The organism is Methylobacterium sp. 1A (genome assembly GCF_058072805.1).
In genome coordinates, this window is record NZ_JBYQVE010000002.1 from 1,775,797 (window position 1) to 1,791,428 (window position 15,632).

Below are 15,632 nucleotides of genomic sequence, written 5' to 3' on the forward strand. Positions count from 1 at the left end.
GGCGGCTCGATCGTCACTCAGGCCATCTTCGCTCAGGAACGGGGCGCCCGCTCCAGCCAGCCGATGCTGCGACCCTCGCCGCCGCCACCGCCGCTGCGCGGACGGGCATCGGCGCGCTGGGGCCGGGCGTCGCGGCTCGGGCGACCCTGATTCGGGCGCTCGCCCTGCGGGCGGGCGGGCCGGTCCGCGCGGGCGTCGCGGCCCTGCGGGGCGTGGCCGCGATTGTCACCGCGGTTGTCGCCGCGGCCGTCCTGGGGGCGGCCCTGCCGGGGCGCGCCCTGGCCAGGACCGCCGAAGCCGCGGCCGCCCTCGGGCCGGCCCTGCTGGGGACGGCCCTGCTGCTGCCGGGGCCGCTGGCCCTGGCGGCTGCCGCCGGGGCGCTGCTGCGGACGCTCGGGCCGGCGCTCCTCCTCGCGGGCGATCTCGGCGGCCTCCTGGCGGGACGGCGGGGTGAAGCCCTCGGGGAAGCCCGCCACCGGGACCTTCTGCCGGGTCACGCGCTCGATGTCGCGCAGGTAGGCCTTCTCCTCGTCGTTGCAGAACGAGATGGCGAGGCCGTCGGCGCCGGCGCGGGCCGTGCGGCCGATCCGGTGGACGTAGCTCTCCGGCACGTTCGGCAGGTCGAAGTTGACCACGTGGCTCACGCCCTCGACGTCGATGCCGCGGGCCGCGATGTCGGTGGCGACCAGGACCCGGCAGGAGCCGTCCTTGAAGGCGGCCAGCGCCCGCTCGCGCTGGGGCTGGCTCTTGTTGCCGTGGATCGCGGCAGCCGCGATGCCGACCTTGTCGAGGCCGCGCACGACCCGGTCCGCCCCGTGCTTCGTCCGGGTGAAGACGAGCACGCGCTCGATCGCCGGATCGCGCAGGATGTGCCCCAGCAGCGCCTGCTTGGCGCCGGTATGGACGAAGATCACCTCCTGCTCGACCCGCTCGGCCGTGGTGGCGACCGGCGTCACCGCGACCTGGACCGGATCGGTGAGGTACTGGGACGCCAGGCCCGCGATGTTCTTGGGCATGGTGGCCGAGAAGAACAGGCTCTGGCGCTTCTGCGGCAGCATCTTCACGATGCGCTTGAGGGCGTGGATGAAGCCGAGGTCGAGCATCTGGTCGGCCTCGTCGAGGACGAGGATCTCGACGCCCTCCAGGGTCAGCGAGCGGCGGTCGACGAGGTCGATCAGCCGGCCGGGGGTGGCGACGAGGACGTCGACGCCCGGCGCCAGCGCCCGCTCCTGGCGGCTGATGGTGACGCCGCCGAACACCACCGTCGTGGTGTAGGATAGGTGCCGGCCGTAATCGGTGAACGACTCGGCGATCTGGTTGGCGAGCTCGCGGGTCGGCGAGAGCACCAGAACCCGACAGCCGCGGCGCGGCGCGCGGCGATCCGAGAGCGAGAGGCGGTGCAGGATCGGCAGCGCGAAGGCCGCGGTCTTGCCGGTGCCAGTCTGGGCGATGCCGCAGAGGTCGCGGCCCGCCATGGCCGGCGGGATCGCCTGGGCCTGGATCGGGGTCGGCGCGACGTAGCCGGCCTCGCTGAGCGCCCGCAGCACGGGCTGGGCGAGGCCGAAATCGGTGAATTGGGTCAAGGATGTATCCGATGCAGCAGGGCCGACCGGGCGCCTCGCGTCGATCGCGAGCTGTGCCGTGTATGAGCCGGTCCGTTGGCAGGGGGCAGCCCGCGTGATGGGGCGGCCCGGGTGCATGCACGTTATGAAGAGGGGGGCCGGATCACGCCGGGTGGCGCCCGATCCGTCACGCAGCCCCCTCAAGCGGGCCGTGGCGGCCGCTGACGCTGCATCGCCGATATGCGTGTGTGCGGCTGCGAAGTCAATGCAGGGCCGGGTTGCGGTCCGCTCAGGCTGAGCGCCGCCGTCGCGCCGGTGAACAGCAGGCGCTCGTCCGACGGTGCCGTGCCCCGTGCACTCGGGATCGCCCGAAGACGCGGCTCGGCTGCCGATACGTGTCGATCACGTCTTCCCGATGTGGTCGGGGCGGGCGTTTATCGTCGTTGTGACCGAGGATCGCCTCTGATCTGTCCGTTGAGATATAATTGTTTCAGAATTGACGGTATCGTTGGATAGTCCGAGCGTGAAAGTGTATCTAAAGATACGCAGCGATCGGTATTCAGGATCGCTGCGCGGCCGCGACTTCAGATATTGCCTATGCAGACAGTGTTTTCGACGGAGGGTCTCCACCCCCGGAGCGGCTTCAAGCTCTGGCGAGACCTTCTCGGGGAGCGGCTCGTGCCGATCGAGGTCGAGCGCCTCGACGACGGGCCGTTCCGGGGCAGGCTCGACGTCGCGGAGATCGGCGCGCTGTACCTCTCGCGCCTGACGCAGAGCGCCCTGCGATGCGAGACGACGCCCAGCGCGGCCCGGCGCCACGACAGGGCCGGGATGGTCGTGGTGCTGTTCAAGCTCGCGGGCCTGTCGACGAGCGTTCAGGACGGCCGGGAGGCCGTGCAGCGGCCGGGCGACATGGTCGTGCTCGACCATCGCCCCTCCGTGCTGACGACCCACAGGGACAGCCAGGCCCTGTTCCTGGAGCTGCCGCGGGAGCGCCTGGAAGGCGTGCTCGGCTCGACACGGCTCTACACCGGCCTGTCGGTCGGGGCGGACCTCGCGTCGGCCACGCTGGCGACCGGCTTCATCCACGACCTGATCCGGGTGCGGCACCAGCTCACGCCCGACGCCGCCGAGCGCATGTCGGCGATCGCGGTCGACCTGATCGTGGCGAGCCTCGCCGAGCGGCTCGCGCAGGATGTGCCTCGCCCCGTCCACGGCAGCGTCGTCGTTCAGCGCGCGAAGGCGCATGTCGAGGCCCATCTGGACGATCCGGGACTGGACCCGCCCCAGCTCGCGGCCGCCACGGGGGTCTCGCTGCGCCGGCTCCAGGAGCTGTTCCACGAGCGCGGCCAGCACATTTCCGACTGGATCTGGGAGCGCCGACTGGCGGCGGCGGCCAAGCGGCTGTCCGACCCAGCCTGCCTGCACCTGTCGATCGGGATGCTCGCCTACGGCTGCGGGTTCACCAGCCAGGCGCACTTCTCCCGCCGGTTCAAGGACCGCCACGGCCTGACCCCGCGCGAGTACAGGGAGGCCGCCCTGCTGCGGGCTTCCGGTGCTCCGTCGGCTCCCTGATCGGGACGGTGGCCGGCCTCCGCCGATCCCGCGACGTCCCGGCGCGGAATGATGCGCGCGGTCCTCGCGCAACCCCTGGCCGGGCGCAGGCGCCTGCGCCCGGCGTGCGAACGGCACGCGCGTCGCGACCCGGCGCGTCGGCTCAGATAATGGTGTATCGTGATCGGCGGCGCACCGCCCTGTCATGCACCACATCCGGGTTGCCGCAGGTCCGGGCAACCGAAACAATGTGGTGCGGCCAAGAGGACTCGAACCTCCACCCCTCTCGGGACTAGCACCTCAAGCTAGCGCGTCTACCAATTCCGCCATGGCCGCATCGGACGCGAAGACCGGTCCGTTCGCCCGACCGTCGCGCGCCGCGGGAGAACCCGGGGCCGCTTTCGTGTCGCGCGGCGCAGCGGATAACAGATCGTCCGGCCGCCGACAAGCGCAGTCACGGGGAATCGTAGCCGCCCTCCAGGAAAGGCGCCGCGCCGTCGCCGATGCTGACGCCCGGCTCGACGATCGAGGCCGCCTTGCGGATCAGCTCGGTCACCTCCACGGAGATGCGGTCGCCCGTCACCACGATCTGCCCGCGCGCGATCGGGTGGTCGTTGGCCAGGATCTCGACCATGTCGCTGTCGCTGGCTTCGAGCTCGATCACGGCGCCGCGGCCCATCCGGAGGAGCATGTGCAGCGGCATGCGGGCCCGGCCCAGCACCACCGTCAGATCGACCTTCAGGGTCTCGAAGACCGCCACCGTCCGCCATCCCGTCTCGCAGCCGGAACCTTGCAACCGCCGGCCGCGGATGTTGAGGCTTCGACCATCGACGCAGGATGGTGAACTCTTGGTAAACGCGCCCCGCCTCACGGTCAGCCCGCCCGCCTTCCCGAAGCGGCCCGGCACCGATCCGGTCGCCGGCCCGGTGGGCTGGCGCGTGAGCGACGCGGCAGTGGATTACGCCGCCGCCCTCGCCTGGATGGAGGCGCGCGCGGAGGCGATCGCCCGCGGCGCGGCGCCCGAATGCGTCTGGCTGCTGGAGCACCCGCCGCTCTACACGGCGGGCACGTCGGCCCGGCCGGAGGATCTCGTCGCGCCGGACCGGTTCCCGGTCCACGCGACGGGGCGGGGCGGGCAGTATACCTATCACGGCCCCGGCCAGCGGGTGGCCTACGTGATGCTCGACCTCGACCGGCGCAGCCGCGACCTGCGCGCCTACGTGGCGAGCCTGGAGGCGTGGCTGATCGAGACGCTGGCCGCCTTCAACGTCCGCGCCGAGCGCCGCGAGGACCGGGTCGGCGTCTGGGTGCGCCGGCCCGAGAAGGGGCCCGGCGTCGAAGACAAGATCGCGGCGATCGGCATCCGGGTCCGCCGCTGGGTCAGCTTCCACGGCATCAGCCTGAACGTGGAGCCCGACCTCGCGCATTTCGACGGGATCGTGCCGTGCGGCGTCCGGGAGCACGGCGTGACAAGCCTCGTGGATCTCGGCCTGCCGGTGAGCATGGCCGAGGTCGACATGCAGCTCCGCGCCGCCTTCGAGGCGATCTTCGGGGCGACCGCGACCGAGGCGGCGGAGTGAGCAGGGCCGCGCCATCGGGCGATGCCGCCGTCGTCGCGAGCGCAGCGACCCAGGGGGCGTGTCGTCCGGAGCCCGGACCGGATCGCTTCGCTCGCGAATACGCATAGCGTCCGAACGCTCCGGCCGGAGGCCGTCTCACCGGCGCCGATCAGAAATCGGCGTGCAGCCGCGAGGCGAAGAAGTGCGCCGGCCCGCGGTCGCGATTGTATCCGGGATTGTCGATGAACTGGTAGTCGAAGGTCAGGGTGACGAACTTCGTGAGGTTCAGGGCGTAGTAGGTCTCCAGCGCGCGCTCGGTGCCGTAGTTGAGACGCCCGTCGCCGATCAGCAGCCCGAGATAGCCGGCCGCGAAGGCGGCCCGGTGCGAGGGCGAGAGCCCGTTCACGGCAGCGCCGATGCCGATCGTGTCGTCGGGGCGGTCCCAGGCCTTGCCCTTCAGCGACAGGCCGCCGGAGAAGCTCCGGTCGATGTCGGTGAACGAGATGTTCTCGGTGCGCCCGTCGTTCAGGCTCGCCCGGGCGAACAGCCCGAGTTCGGGCGTCAGCGCCTGCTCCAGGTTGATGTAGCCGCCGGTCTTGCGGCGGGGACGCCGGGTCGCCGCGACGGCGTCGTTGATGTCGTCGAACAGGCCGAACTGGGTCAGGGTGACGACGTCGCGGTTGTTGGCCGAGACGCCGACATTCGAGAACAGCCCGATGCGGATCTTGCCGGGCTGCTCCAGCCACGGGAGCACGTGCCGCTCCTCGAACTCGACGTTCAGCCCCGCGCGCCGGAACACCCGCGGGTCGAGCACGTCGCTCGACGGCTCCTTGGGCACCTGCGTGTAGGCAGCGCGGATCGCGAATTCGGGGCGGTTGTACTCGGCGTAGACGCCCTGCGTGAAGCCCGGGAGATTGGCCGGGAAGTCCCAGGCCGAGGAACCCCAGAGCGACCAGTTGAAGAAGTCCACGCGCGGATCGTGCGCGTAGATGTTTCCGTCGAAGAAGTCGCCCAACGCGAACTTGCCGGCGATCAGCGTGATCCGCTCGGCGTCGTAGCGGGTGGCCACTTGGTTCGGTCCGTCCGGCACCTCCACGGTCTCGCCGCCGAGCCCGAAGGTCTGCTTCACGTAGTAGCGGTTCGAGCGCAGCTTCGGGAACGGGGCGCCGGCCTTCTGCGCCTCGCCGTTGACGAAGCCGGCGACGCCGAGCGTCCGCGACAGGCCGAAGCCCTGGCTGAACTCGGGATTGTAGTAGATCTCGGTGCTATCGGTGAGCTTGAGGCCGAGGAAGATCGTGGCCGTCGTGGTCTGCCGGGCCTGATGGGGGATCAGGCTCTGCGCACCCTCGTAGGGAGAGCGGAAGCCGGGAACGCCCTGCGCGATCAGCGTCGTCTGGCCGTGGAGCGAGAAGCGGCCGGTATCGCCGTTGTCGGGATCGTGCGGGGCGGTCTCGTCCCGGTCCGGGGGAACCTTCAGCCCGTCCGGAAACCACATCAGCCGCGCGAACAGCTCGTTGGACGTGAAGCGCGCCCGGGTCGTGACCGGCCCGCCCGCGTCGCCGGGCACCGTGCCCAGCGGGAAGCGCCGGCTGCCCCCGAGATCGATGTAGCGGTAGTCGATGCCCAGCGCGAGGCTGTCGGTGATGGCGTACTGCACGCCCGCGCCGAGGGTGAAGCCGACGTAGCCGAGGTCCCGCCGCGCGGTGGTCTGGACACCCGTGTCGAGGTCCGGGTAATTCGCCAGGATGCGCGCGTTCGCCCCTGCGAGGCCGAAGGTGCCGTAGATCAGGTAGCGGTCGAAGCTGTAGCCGAGCCGGGCGCGCAGGGTGCCGTAGAGATCCGTCTTGGCGCGCACGATGTTGAAGGCCGGGTCCACGTCCGCGTAGCCGAAGCCCGCGATCGTCGAGGGGACGGGCCGCTTCAGATTCGCCGCGTCGAGACTCGCCTCGACGCCGTAGACCCACGGCCCGGCCTGCCAGTTCCAGCCGCCGAACAGGCCGCCGACCGCCGTCGTGGCGTTCTTGCCCTGGTCGCTGCGGCCGGTGGAATCGCCGCTCTTGAAGGCCGGGACCGGCCGGGCGCCGATCATCGTCGGACCGAAATTGTAGGCGCCGTAGGACCCGCCGGCACTGCCCTCGAGGCCGACATAGCCCCCCGACCAGTCGGTGTAGGACGGCGCCTCGACTGGGCGCGGCGGGGAGATGTCGGCCGCCCGCGCGGCGGCGGGCGCCAGGAGAGGGACGGCCAGGACGAGCGCCGCAGTGCGGACCAGGAACACGGAACGGGATCTCATCCGACTCACAGAAAAGTATAGCATTTGCTAAAACGCGTCACGGGGCCGCGCAAGCCGGGTCGCGCGCTCGTGATCGCGGGCCATCGTGCGATCCATGGCCTTGCCGCCTCGCATCCTCGGTTCGTCGCATGGCACTGGCGTGACGATCCAGCCCGCGTTGGATTCGTCAAGATCCAGAGGGCATCGCACCGCGAATAGCTTCGTGAAAGTGCGTCGTAATCGACCTTTTTCGATGCAACGACATTCGAATACCGTAATGTCGATGCGGCTCACCGGCAGATTAGAATTGTTATTATTTGACTGTCGTGCGATTCCGGTTTGAACTTCCCGCGGCCTGGATTATGTGCGGTCGCATGCACGCCTCGCACATCCTCCCGGTTCTCCGCGGCCTCGCCGCGGCCTCGCTCCTGGCGTTCGCCGGTGCCGCGGCCGCCAAGGAGGTGCCGATCGGTCCGCACGTGACGCGCAACGGCCTAGAGGTCGCGGCCGTCTATCTGCAGCCGATCGAGATGGATCCGCCCGGCATGATGCGCGAAGCCGCCAAGTCGGACATCCACCTCGAGACCGATATCCGCGCCGCCAAGGACAACCGCAACGGCTTCGCGGAAGGGGACTGGGTGCCGGCGCTCGACGTCCGCTTCGAGGCGGTGAAGCTCGACGGCGACAAGCCCACCGACCAGACGGTGTCGGGCATGCTGATGCCGATGGTCGCCAACGACGGGCCGCATTACGGCGACAACGTCAAGCTGTTCGGCCCGGGTCGCTACCGTCTGAAGGTCACCGTCGCGCCGCCCGGCAAGGACAGCCATTTCGGCCGCCACGTCGACAAGGAGACGGGCGTCGGCCCGTGGTTCGAGCCCTTCGAGATCACCCAGGACTTCACCTTCGCCGGCGTCGGCAAGAAGGGCGCCTACTGAGAGTGCCGGAGCTGACCGTGTCCCGCCTGCCGCGCCCCCTCGTCCGAGCCATCCCGCTGCTGCTGGTCGCCGCCGCGTCGGCCTCCGCGCCCGCGCGCGCCGACGACATGCCGGTCATCAAGGTGGAGATGCGCGACGGCGTGATCATCCCGACGGTGATCGAGGTTCCAGCCAACACCCGGTTCAAGCTCGAGATCTCGAACACCGGCCAGACGCCGGTGGAGTTCGAGAGCACGGAGCTGCGCCGCGAGAAAGCGCTGGCCGCTGGCTCGACCTCGGCGATCGTGTTCCGCACCCTCGATGCCGGCACCTACCAGGTGTTCGACGATTTCCACCCGGAAGCGAAGGCGACCCTGGTGGCCAAATGAGCGCGTCCACGACAGCGCCCGGCTCCCTGGCCCTCGCCGACGTCACGCCGCGCCGGTCAGCGGTCGACGCGCGGCTCGCCCGGTTCGGCGACGCGCTGCGCCGGTACGGTTGGATCATCCGGTCCGTGCAGTGGCTGATCGTCGCCGTCTACGCGGTGCTGGTGATCGTGCCGGCCCTGCTGCCGCTGCCCGACAACGCCGCCCACATCTGGACCAACCTGACGCTCGCCGCGCAGTTCGCCTTCTGGGGGATCTGGTGGCCATTCGTGCTGGTCAGCATGGTGCTGGTCGGCCGGGCCTGGTGCGGCGTGCTCTGCCCGGAGGGGGCCCTCAGCGAGTTCGCGAGCCGGTGGAGCCGCGGCTACGCCGTGCCGCGCTGGATCACCTGGCAGGGCTGGCCGTTCGTGGCCTTCGCCGGAACCACCGTCTACGGGCAGATGACCAGCGTGTACGGCTACCCGAAGCCGGTCCTTGCGGTGCTCGGCGGCTCGACCCTGGCGGCGATCGTGGTCGGGCTGCTGTACGGGCGCAACAAGCGCGTCTGGTGCCGCTACCTCTGCCCGGTCAACGGCGTCTTCGCGGTGCTGTCGAAGCTCGCGCCGGTGAGCTTCCAGGTCGACCGCGCCGCCTGGGCGGACTCGCCCAAACCCGTCGGCGGCACCGAGTCCTTCAACTGCGCGCCCCTCGTGCCGGTCAAGACCATGCGCGGCGCGGGCGCCTGCCACATGTGCGGTCGCTGCAGCGGCCACCGTGGCGCCGTGCGCCTCGCCCTGCGCTCGCCCAACCACGAGATCGTCCACGTGGCCGGCGCGGAGCCCAGCCTCGACCAGACCATGCTGATCCTGTTCGGCATGCTGGCGTTGGCGGTGGGCGCCTTCCAGTGGTCCTCGAGCCCCTGGTTCGTCGATGCCAAGCAATGGGCGGCCACGTGGCTCATCGAGCGCGGGACGACGTGGCCCCTGGAGCACTCGGCGCCCTGGTTCGTGCTCACGAACTACCCCGACCGCAACGACGTCATGACGCTCCTCGACGGTGGGCTGCTGCTGGCCTACATCGGCGCCGCGACGCTCGTCCTCGGGCTCGCCCTGTCGGGGATCGTGGCGCTCGCGACCCTGAGCCTCGGCGGCTGGTCGCTCCGGCGCTTCCACCACCTGACCCAGACCCTGATCCCGGTCGCGGGCTGCGGCGTGTTCCTGGGCCTGTCGGCGCTCACCGTGACGTTCCTGCGCGGCGACGGCATCGTGATCCCCTACGTGGCGGAGATCCGCGCGGGCCTGCTCGCCGGCGCCAGCCTGTGGAGCGTCTGGCTGGCCTGGCGGGTGGCGGGTCTCGCCGCTGGCGGCCTCCGCCGGGTGGCGGCCTCGGCCTGCATCGCCGGCGCGGCCGCCCTCTCGGTGGCCAACTGGGTGCTCCTGTTCTGGATCTGGTAGCGCGCGGTCCGCGCGCGCCGCGTCACACGACCTCACAAACCCTGGAGACCGCCATGATCGGCGCCTTCGTCATCGCCTTCCGCGAAGTCATCGAGGCGGGCCTCATCATCTCCATCGTGCTGGCCGCCACCCGCGGCATCCCGGGCCGGATGCGCTGGGTCCTCCTCGGCATCGCCGGCGGCCTCGCGGGCGCCGCCCTGGTGGCGCTGTTCGCCGAGAAGATCTCGGACGCGTTCGAGGGCAGCGGGCAGGACATCCTGAACGCCGCGGTCCTGATCGTCGCGGTGCTGCTGCTGATCTGGCACAACACCTGGATGAGCAAGCACGGCAAGGAGCTGGCGGGCGAACTGCGCGCCGCCGGCGCGGCGGTGCGCTCGGGCGAGCGGGAGGCGGCGGCCCTGTCGATCGTGATCGGCGCCGCGATCCTGCGCGAGGGGGCCGAGTTGGTCCTGTTCCTCTACGGCCTCGTGGCCTCGGGCACCTCGGGCGCCGACATCCAGTTCGGTGCGGTCGCCGGCATCGGCGCCGGCGCGCTCCTCTCGGCGGTGACCTATCTCGGGCTCGCCTCGATTCCGAGCCGCTACGTCTTCTCGGTGACCAGCGTCCTGATCATCTTCCTCGCGGCCGGCCTCGCCGCGCAGGCGGCGCAGTTCCTGGCGAATGCCGGGGTGGTCGAGGTTCTCGGATACACCCTCTGGAACAGCTCCGGCGTGATCGCCGAGAATTCCTGGCCGGGCCGCGTCCTGCACGCCCTGGTCGGCTACACCGACCGGCCGACCGCCCTCCAGGGGCTGGTCTACGTCGCCACCATCGCGGTGATGGTCGGCCTGATGCAGTGGAGCGCCGCCGACAAGCGCCGCGCGGTGCGGCCGGCCTAGTTGCGACGGGCCTGCGGGCGGCGGGCATCGACCTCGCCCGCCTCCGCGGCGTCCGATCGCCGCGCGCTACGGCGCGCCCGTCGCCACCGCCCGGGCCGGGTCGGCGCCCCATTCCGACCAGGAGCCGTCGTAGAGCCCCCGCGCCGGGCGGCCCATGGTCTCCAGCGCCAGCGCGATGATCGCCGCGGTCACGCCGGAGCCGCAGGTGGTCACGATCGGCCGGTCCGGATCGACGCCGTTCTCGGCGAAGACCGCCTTCAACTCCTCGGGGCTCTTCATCCGGCCGTCGCGCTGGAGGGCCGCGTAGTGCAGGTTGCGCGCGCCGGGCATGTGCCCCGGCCGGACGCCGGGGCGGGGCTCCGGCTCCTCGCCGCGGAACCGCGTCCCCGAGCGGGCGTCGACGACCTGCGCCGAGCCGCTGTCCAGGGCGCGGGCGACGTCGTCCGCGTCCGCCACGGCGCCGTGGTCGAAGCGGGCGGTGAAGTGCCGCCGCTCGGGCTGGCGCGGGTCGCCCTCCTCGGTCGGGTAGCCCGCCGCCACCCAGGCCGGCAGGCCGCCGTCCAGCACCAGCGCGTCGCGCACGCCGAAGGCCTTGAGCATCCACCAGACCCGCGGGGCGGAGAACAGGCCCTGCCCGTCGTAGACGACGATCTGCATGCCGTCGCCGACGCCGAGCGCGCGCATCCGCGCCGCGAACACCTCGGGCCGCGGCAGCATGTGCGGCAGGCTCGACTCGGTGTCGCTCATGGCGTCGAGATCGAAGCGGCGAGCTCCGGGTATGTGGGCGGTGCGGAACTCGGCCTCGGGATCGCGGCCCGCCGCGGGCAGGTACCACGAGGCGTCGAGCACGACGATGTCGGGGGCCGCGAGGCGGTCGTGCAGCCATTCGGGTGACACGAGGGGCGCTTGGGCCATGGTCGGCGGATCCGGCTCTGTTCGCGTTGCGGGCTCACAGAACCATAGGTCGCACCGCGTTGCACGCCCGGGCCATCGCGGGACGGCGGCGTTCGGGCGGATTCGTCAGCCGCGCCAATGCCAATCGAGCGCGCGCCGGATCGGGGGAGCTACGCATCCCGCACCGTGGTCCGATGCATCCAGCGCAGGCTGGTCTTGTTTTAAAGAGCCGTAACCCCAGTTACGACACCATGATGACGCCAATCGCGTCGGCCGTCCGGCCGGCATCGTGTTGGCCGCCCCGGACGTTCCGCTCGCGGACGCGATACGGGGACGTCGCCTGAACGAGATGCGTTCAAACCTTCCCTGTCTGCCCGGGCGCCCGACCCACCGTGCAGGATGCTTATTGAGCCGATCGACACCATGAATCAACTCGTCCGCATGTCCCAGATCGGCGACGCCGAGTCCGTCGAGGAGCCGTCGGCCGACCTGCGCGTGCCCTTCGCGCAGTCCGGCGCCTTCGTGTGCAAGTACATCATCGGCGAGCCGAACGACCGCGCCGTCTGCTGCGGCGCCCCCGTGTCCGACGGCAAGAGCTGGTGCGCCTACCACCGCCGCATCGTGTTCGAGCCGACTCGCCCCGGCCGCATCCGCTGAGCCTCTCCCTGCGCCATCCCGGCCGTCACTGCGTCCGCATGATCTGGATGACCGCCGGGGTGATGATGACGACGAACAGCACGGGCAGGAAGAACAGGATCATCGGCACGGTGAGCTTCGGCGGCAGCCCGGCCGCCTTCTTCTCGGCCTCGTTCATGCGCATGTCGCGGCTTTCCTGGCTCAGCACCCGCAGCGCCTGACCGACCGGCGTGCCGTAGCGCTCGGCCTGGATCAGCGCCGTCGCCACGGACTTCACCGGCTCGAGGCCGGTGCGCATCACGAGGTTCTCGTAGGCCTGGCGCCGGTCGGGTAGGAACGACATCTCGGCGGTCATCAGCGCGAGTTCCTCGGCCAGCACGACCGAGGACGTGGCGATCTCGGTGCTCACCTTCCGGAACGCGTTCTCGATCGCCATGCCGGATTCGACGCAGATCAGCGTGAGGTCGAGGGCGTCCGGCCACGCCTTGCGGATCTCGGTCTGGCGCTTCTTGGCGGTGTTCACCAGGAACAGCTCGGGCGCCTTGATGCCCATGTAGGCCGCGCCGATCACCAGCCCGAACCGCATGAGGTACGAGGCGTCGAGCACCTCCAGCACGAACAGGTAGAACAGGGCCGCGATCACCGCCGCGACCGGCACGACGAGGCGGAAGAACAGGAAAGCGGTCTCCGCCCCCTGGCCGCGGTACCCTGCCTGCATCAGCTTGCGCTTGGCCGTGTCCGTGCCGAGCCAGCGGCGCAGCTGGTACTTCTCGACGACCGACTTCATGTAGGCCTTCGGCTCCGTGCGCAGCGTCGCCCGGCTTCCGGTCCGCTCCGCGCTCAGCCGCTCGCGCCGCCGGATCTGCTCGCGCTCGTCGCTGACGAGCTTCATCCGCTTGCCGAGGCGGTCGGTCTCCAGGAAGGGCTGCGCCACCGCGTAGGCGGTCGCGGCCGCCGCGACGGCGGTCAGCAGCGTGCCCATGAAGCGGGGATCGAACAGCTTCTCGGCGATGGCGTCGATCATCGGGCGGGATCCGGCAGACGGCGCACCGCGCCTAGAACTCGAAGGCGATCATCTTCTTGATGGTGAAGATGCCGATGGACATCCAGATCGCCGCGCCGACCAGGGCGATCTTGCCCGTGTCGGTGGTCCAGAGCAGCGAGATGTAGTCGGGGCTGGTGAGCGCGGTGATGCCCGCCACAGCGAAGGGCAGGCAGGCGATGATCGAGGCCGAGGCCTTGGCCTCCATGCTCATCGCCTGGACCTTGCCGCGCATCTTGGCGCGGTCGCGCAGCACCGTGGAGAGGTTGTTCAGCGCCTCGGAGAGGTTACCGCCCGACTGCTGCTGGATGTTGATCACGATGGCGAAGAAGTTCACCTCGGCGGTGGGCACGCGCTCGAACAGCCGCGTGCAGGCCTCGCCGAGGGACAGGCCCATCGCCTGCGTCTCCACCACGGTCCGGAACTCGCTGCGCACCGGCTCCTCGGCCTCGCGCGAGACCATGCGGAAGCAGTCGCCCACCGGGATGCCGGTGCGGATGCCGCGGACCACCACGTCGACGGCGTTGGGCAGCTCCTTGTTGAACTTAGCGATGCGCTTGAGCCGCAGGTGGCGCAGCAGGTAGGCCGGCAGGCCGAAGCCGCCCGCGAAGGCGGCGCCGAGCGCCGCCAGGGCGTTGTCGGTGATGACGAAGAGCAGGAGCCCGAAGACGACTCCGCTCAGGGCCGAGACCCCGTAGAAGGTCTGCTTCGTCCAGCCGAGGCCGGCGCGGGCGAGCTTCAATTCCACGCTGGCCTTCGAGGCGCCCTTGGCCTTCGCCTCGATCTCGCTCAGCGTCTTGGCGACCTGCTCGCGCCGGTTGACGGCGACGCCCCGGGTCGCCGCCCCCGAGGCGGAGACGCTGATCGTCTTCAGGCGCTTGGTGGCCCGGCGCTCGCCGCCGAGCAGGGGCAGGACCGCCACGTAGGCGATGGCGGCCACCGCGATGCCGGCGAGGCCGGCGGCGATCGGCAGGTTGGAGGCGTCCGCCATCGGCTCAGTTCCGGTCGACGACCTCGGCGGCGTCGAGCGCCTCGCCGAGCCGCTGTTCGAGGCCGTAGTAGCGGGCGCGCTCCCAGAATTTCGGCCGGCCGACGCCGGTGGAGCGGTGACGCCCGATCAGCTTGCCGTTCGCGTCCTCGCCGACGATGTCGTAGAGGAACACGTCTTGGGTGGTGATGACGTCGCCCTCCATGCCGAGCACCTCGGTGATGTGGGTGATGCGCCGGGAGCCGTCGCGCAGACGCATCGCCTGGATCACGACGTCGATCGAGCCGCAGATCATCTCGCGCAGGGTCCGCGACGGCAGGGTGAAGCCGCCCATCGAGATCATCGATTCGATACGCGACAGGCACTCGCGCGGGCTGTTGGCGTGGAGCGTGCCCATCGAGCCGTCGTGGCCGGTGTTCATCGCCTGGAGCAGATCGAAGGCCTCCGGTCCGCGCACCTCGCCGACGATGATCCGCTCCGGGCGCATGCGCAGGCAGTTCTTCACGAGGTCGCGCATGGTGACCTGGCCCTGGCCCTCCATGTTGGGCGGCCGTGTCTCCAGGCGCACGACGTGCGGCTGCTGGAGCTGCAGCTCGGCCGCGTCCTCGCAGGTGATGACCCGCTCGTCGTGCTCGATGAAGGCGGTGAGGCAGTTGAGCAGCGTGGTCTTGCCCGAGCCCGTGCCGCCCGAGATGACCACGTTGCAGCGCGACTGGCCGATGATCTTGAGGACCTCGGCGCCCTCGGGCGAGATCGCCCCGAAGCGCACGAGCTGCTCCAGGGTGAGCTTGTCCTTCTTGAACTTGCGGATCGTGAGCGCCGGGCCGTCGATGGCGAGCGGCGGCGCGATGACGTTGACGCGGGACCCGTCCGGCAGGCGCGCGTCGCAGATCGGCGAGGCGTCGTCGACGCGCCGGCCGACCTGGCTGACGATGCGCTGGCAGATGTTCATCAGCTGCTGGTTGTCGCGGAACCGCACGCTGGTCAGCTGGATCTTGCCGTTGACCTCGATGAAGGTCCGGTGGGCGCCGTTGACCATGATGTCGGCGATGTCGTCGCGGGCGAGCAGCGGCTCCAGCGGGCCGTAGCCCAGCACGTCGTTGCAGATGTCGTCGAGCAGTTCCTCCTGCTCGGAGATCGACAGGACGATGTTCTTGAGCCCGATGATCTCCGTGACGATGTCGCGGATCTCCTCGCGCGCGGTCTCGGCGTCGAGGCGCGAGAGCTGCGTCAGGTCGATCGCCTCGATCAGGGCGCCGAAGATCAGGCTCTTGGTGCGGTAGTAATCCTCCGAGCGCGCGGTCTCGACGACGACCGGGGCCGCCGGCGCCGGGCGCTGGGCCGGCGCGGGCGCCGGCGCGTCGCGCAGCACCGGCGTGGCCGGGGCCGGGGTCCGCATCTGCGGCATCGGCGGGGGCGGCGCCGACGCGCCGCCGAACTGTCGCCTACCGAACATGGGTCAGAGCCCCGACGCTGACCCGCGGCACCGGCCGGGTGAGGGATCGCGTCCG

Annotated in this window: 14 protein-coding genes and 1 tRNA gene; 7 read left to right on the forward strand and 8 right to left on the reverse strand. The window is 70.6% G+C overall.

Annotated elements, in window-relative coordinates:
* Positions 1-32: 32 nt before the first annotated feature.
* Positions 33-1,583 carry a DEAD/DEAH box helicase gene (locus ACX9MN_RS28455; RefSeq protein ID WP_489726088.1) on the reverse strand — a complete coding sequence of 517 codons (1,551 nt, stop codon included), beginning with the start codon at positions 1,581-1,583 and terminating at the stop codon, positions 33-35.
* A gap of 576 nt (positions 1,584-2,159) precedes the next feature.
* On the opposite strand from ACX9MN_RS28455, the gene ACX9MN_RS28460 reads away from it, so the two are divergent.
* Complete coding sequence (locus tag ACX9MN_RS28460; protein WP_020095632.1) at positions 2,160-3,137, forward strand: helix-turn-helix domain-containing protein; 978 nt, start codon at positions 2,160-2,162, stop codon at positions 3,135-3,137.
* A gap of 230 nt (positions 3,138-3,367) precedes the next feature.
* On the opposite strand, the gene ACX9MN_RS28465 is transcribed toward ACX9MN_RS28460, so the two are convergent.
* Both ACX9MN_RS28465 and ACX9MN_RS28470 read right to left on the reverse strand, forming a co-directional pair.
* A tRNA-Leu gene (locus tag ACX9MN_RS28465) sits at positions 3,368-3,452 on the reverse strand.
* Positions 3,453-3,570: 118 nt separating this feature from the next.
* Positions 3,571-3,876 carry a FliM/FliN family flagellar motor switch protein gene (locus ACX9MN_RS28470; protein ID WP_020095633.1) on the reverse strand — a complete coding sequence of 102 codons (306 nt, stop codon included), beginning with the start codon at positions 3,874-3,876 and terminating at the stop codon, positions 3,571-3,573.
* Positions 3,877-3,964: 88 nt separating this feature from the next.
* Here ACX9MN_RS28470 and lipB point away from each other — a divergent pair, with 88 nt between their 5' ends.
* The gene (lipB, locus tag ACX9MN_RS28475) at positions 3,965-4,696 is read left to right on the forward strand and encodes a lipoyl(octanoyl) transferase LipB (RefSeq protein WP_091682998.1); all 732 of its coding nucleotides are present in this window, start codon (positions 3,965-3,967) and stop codon (positions 4,694-4,696) included.
* Positions 4,697-4,844: 148 nt separating this feature from the next.
* Here the strand turns inward: lipB and ACX9MN_RS28480 are convergent, their stop codons facing one another.
* Positions 4,845-6,968, reverse strand: a complete 2,124-nt coding sequence (locus ACX9MN_RS28480; protein ID WP_489726089.1) for a carbohydrate porin — start codon at positions 6,966-6,968, stop codon at positions 4,845-4,847.
* A gap of 353 nt (positions 6,969-7,321) precedes the next feature.
* Between ACX9MN_RS28480 and ACX9MN_RS28485 the strand changes: the two genes are divergently transcribed.
* Genes ACX9MN_RS28485 through ACX9MN_RS28500 form a run of 4 tightly spaced genes read left to right on the forward strand, consistent with a single transcriptional unit; the run spans position 7,322 to position 10,561 of the window.
* Positions 7,322-7,885: an iron transporter gene (locus ACX9MN_RS28485; protein WP_020095636.1), complete on the forward strand. Its 564-nt coding sequence runs from the start codon at positions 7,322-7,324 to the stop codon at positions 7,883-7,885.
* Between the two features lie 17 nt (positions 7,886-7,902).
* The gene (locus ACX9MN_RS28490; RefSeq protein WP_489726090.1) at positions 7,903-8,253 is read left to right on the forward strand and encodes a cupredoxin domain-containing protein; all 351 of its coding nucleotides are present in this window, start codon (positions 7,903-7,905) and stop codon (positions 8,251-8,253) included.
* Positions 8,250-9,683, forward strand: a complete 1,434-nt coding sequence (locus ACX9MN_RS28495; protein WP_091980836.1) for a 4Fe-4S binding protein — start codon at positions 8,250-8,252, stop codon at positions 9,681-9,683. Before ACX9MN_RS28490 ends, ACX9MN_RS28495 begins: the two co-directional genes overlap by 4 nt.
* Positions 9,684-9,736: 53 nt before the next feature.
* On the forward strand, positions 9,737-10,561 hold the full coding sequence (locus ACX9MN_RS28500) for an FTR1 family iron permease (RefSeq protein ID WP_042672594.1): 825 nt from the start codon (positions 9,737-9,739) through the stop codon (positions 10,559-10,561).
* Positions 10,562-10,627: 66 nt separating this feature from the next.
* Here the strand turns inward: ACX9MN_RS28500 and sseA are convergent, their stop codons facing one another.
* Positions 10,628-11,476: a 3-mercaptopyruvate sulfurtransferase gene (sseA, locus tag ACX9MN_RS28505; RefSeq protein ID WP_489726091.1), complete on the reverse strand. Its 849-nt coding sequence runs from the start codon at positions 11,474-11,476 to the stop codon at positions 10,628-10,630.
* Between the two features lie 402 nt (positions 11,477-11,878).
* On the opposite strand from sseA, the gene ACX9MN_RS28510 reads away from it, so the two are divergent.
* Positions 11,879-12,112, forward strand: coding sequence for a GcrA family cell cycle regulator (locus ACX9MN_RS28510; protein WP_337251946.1), 234 nt, complete (start codon positions 11,879-11,881; stop codon positions 12,110-12,112).
* A gap of 25 nt (positions 12,113-12,137) precedes the next feature.
* Here the strand turns inward: ACX9MN_RS28510 and ACX9MN_RS28515 are convergent, their stop codons facing one another.
* Genes ACX9MN_RS28515 through ACX9MN_RS28525 form a run of 3 tightly spaced genes read right to left on the reverse strand, consistent with a single transcriptional unit; the run spans position 12,138 to position 15,577 of the window.
* Positions 12,138-13,115 (reverse strand): type II secretion system F family protein, encoded by a 978-nt coding sequence (locus ACX9MN_RS28515; RefSeq protein ID WP_020095643.1) that lies wholly within the window; start codon positions 13,113-13,115, stop codon positions 12,138-12,140.
* A 31-nt stretch (positions 13,116-13,146) separates the two neighbouring features.
* Entirely contained in the window at positions 13,147-14,124 is a 978-nt protein-coding gene (locus tag ACX9MN_RS28520; RefSeq protein ID WP_020095644.1) for a type II secretion system F family protein, read from the reverse strand.
* 4 nt (positions 14,125-14,128) lie between these two features.
* A complete protein-coding gene (locus ACX9MN_RS28525) occupies positions 14,129-15,577 on the reverse strand; it encodes a TadA family conjugal transfer-associated ATPase (RefSeq protein WP_489726092.1) in 1,449 nt (482 codons plus the stop codon).
* Positions 15,578-15,632: the final 55 nt, after the last annotated feature.

Excerpts from the sequence above, each read along its gene's own strand:
- ACX9MN_RS28460 (WP_020095632.1), top strand. The coding sequence starts at position 2,160 with ATGCAGACAGTGTTTTCGACGGAGGGTCTCCACCCCCGGAGCGGCTTC.
- ACX9MN_RS28480 (WP_489726089.1), bottom strand. The coding sequence starts at position 6,968 with ATGAGATCCCGTTCCGTGTTCCTGGTCCGCACTGCGGCGCTCGTCCTG.
- ACX9MN_RS28485 (WP_020095636.1), top strand. The coding sequence starts at position 7,322 with ATGCACGCCTCGCACATCCTCCCGGTTCTCCGCGGCCTCGCCGCGGCC.
- ACX9MN_RS28495 (WP_091980836.1), top strand. The coding sequence starts at position 8,250 with ATGAGCGCGTCCACGACAGCGCCCGGCTCCCTGGCCCTCGCCGACGTC.
- ACX9MN_RS28500 (WP_042672594.1), top strand. The coding sequence starts at position 9,737 with ATGATCGGCGCCTTCGTCATCGCCTTCCGCGAAGTCATCGAGGCGGGC.
- sseA (WP_489726091.1), bottom strand. The coding sequence starts at position 11,476 with ATGGCCCAAGCGCCCCTCGTGTCACCCGAATGGCTGCACGACCGCCTC.
- ACX9MN_RS28510 (WP_337251946.1), top strand. The coding sequence starts at position 11,879 with ATGAATCAACTCGTCCGCATGTCCCAGATCGGCGACGCCGAGTCCGTC.
- ACX9MN_RS28515 (WP_020095643.1), bottom strand. The coding sequence starts at position 13,115 with ATGATCGACGCCATCGCCGAGAAGCTGTTCGATCCCCGCTTCATGGGC.
- ACX9MN_RS28520 (WP_020095644.1), bottom strand. The coding sequence starts at position 14,124 with ATGGCGGACGCCTCCAACCTGCCGATCGCCGCCGGCCTCGCCGGCATC.
- ACX9MN_RS28525 (WP_489726092.1), bottom strand. The coding sequence starts at position 15,577 with ATGTTCGGTAGGCGACAGTTCGGCGGCGCGTCGGCGCCGCCCCCGCCG.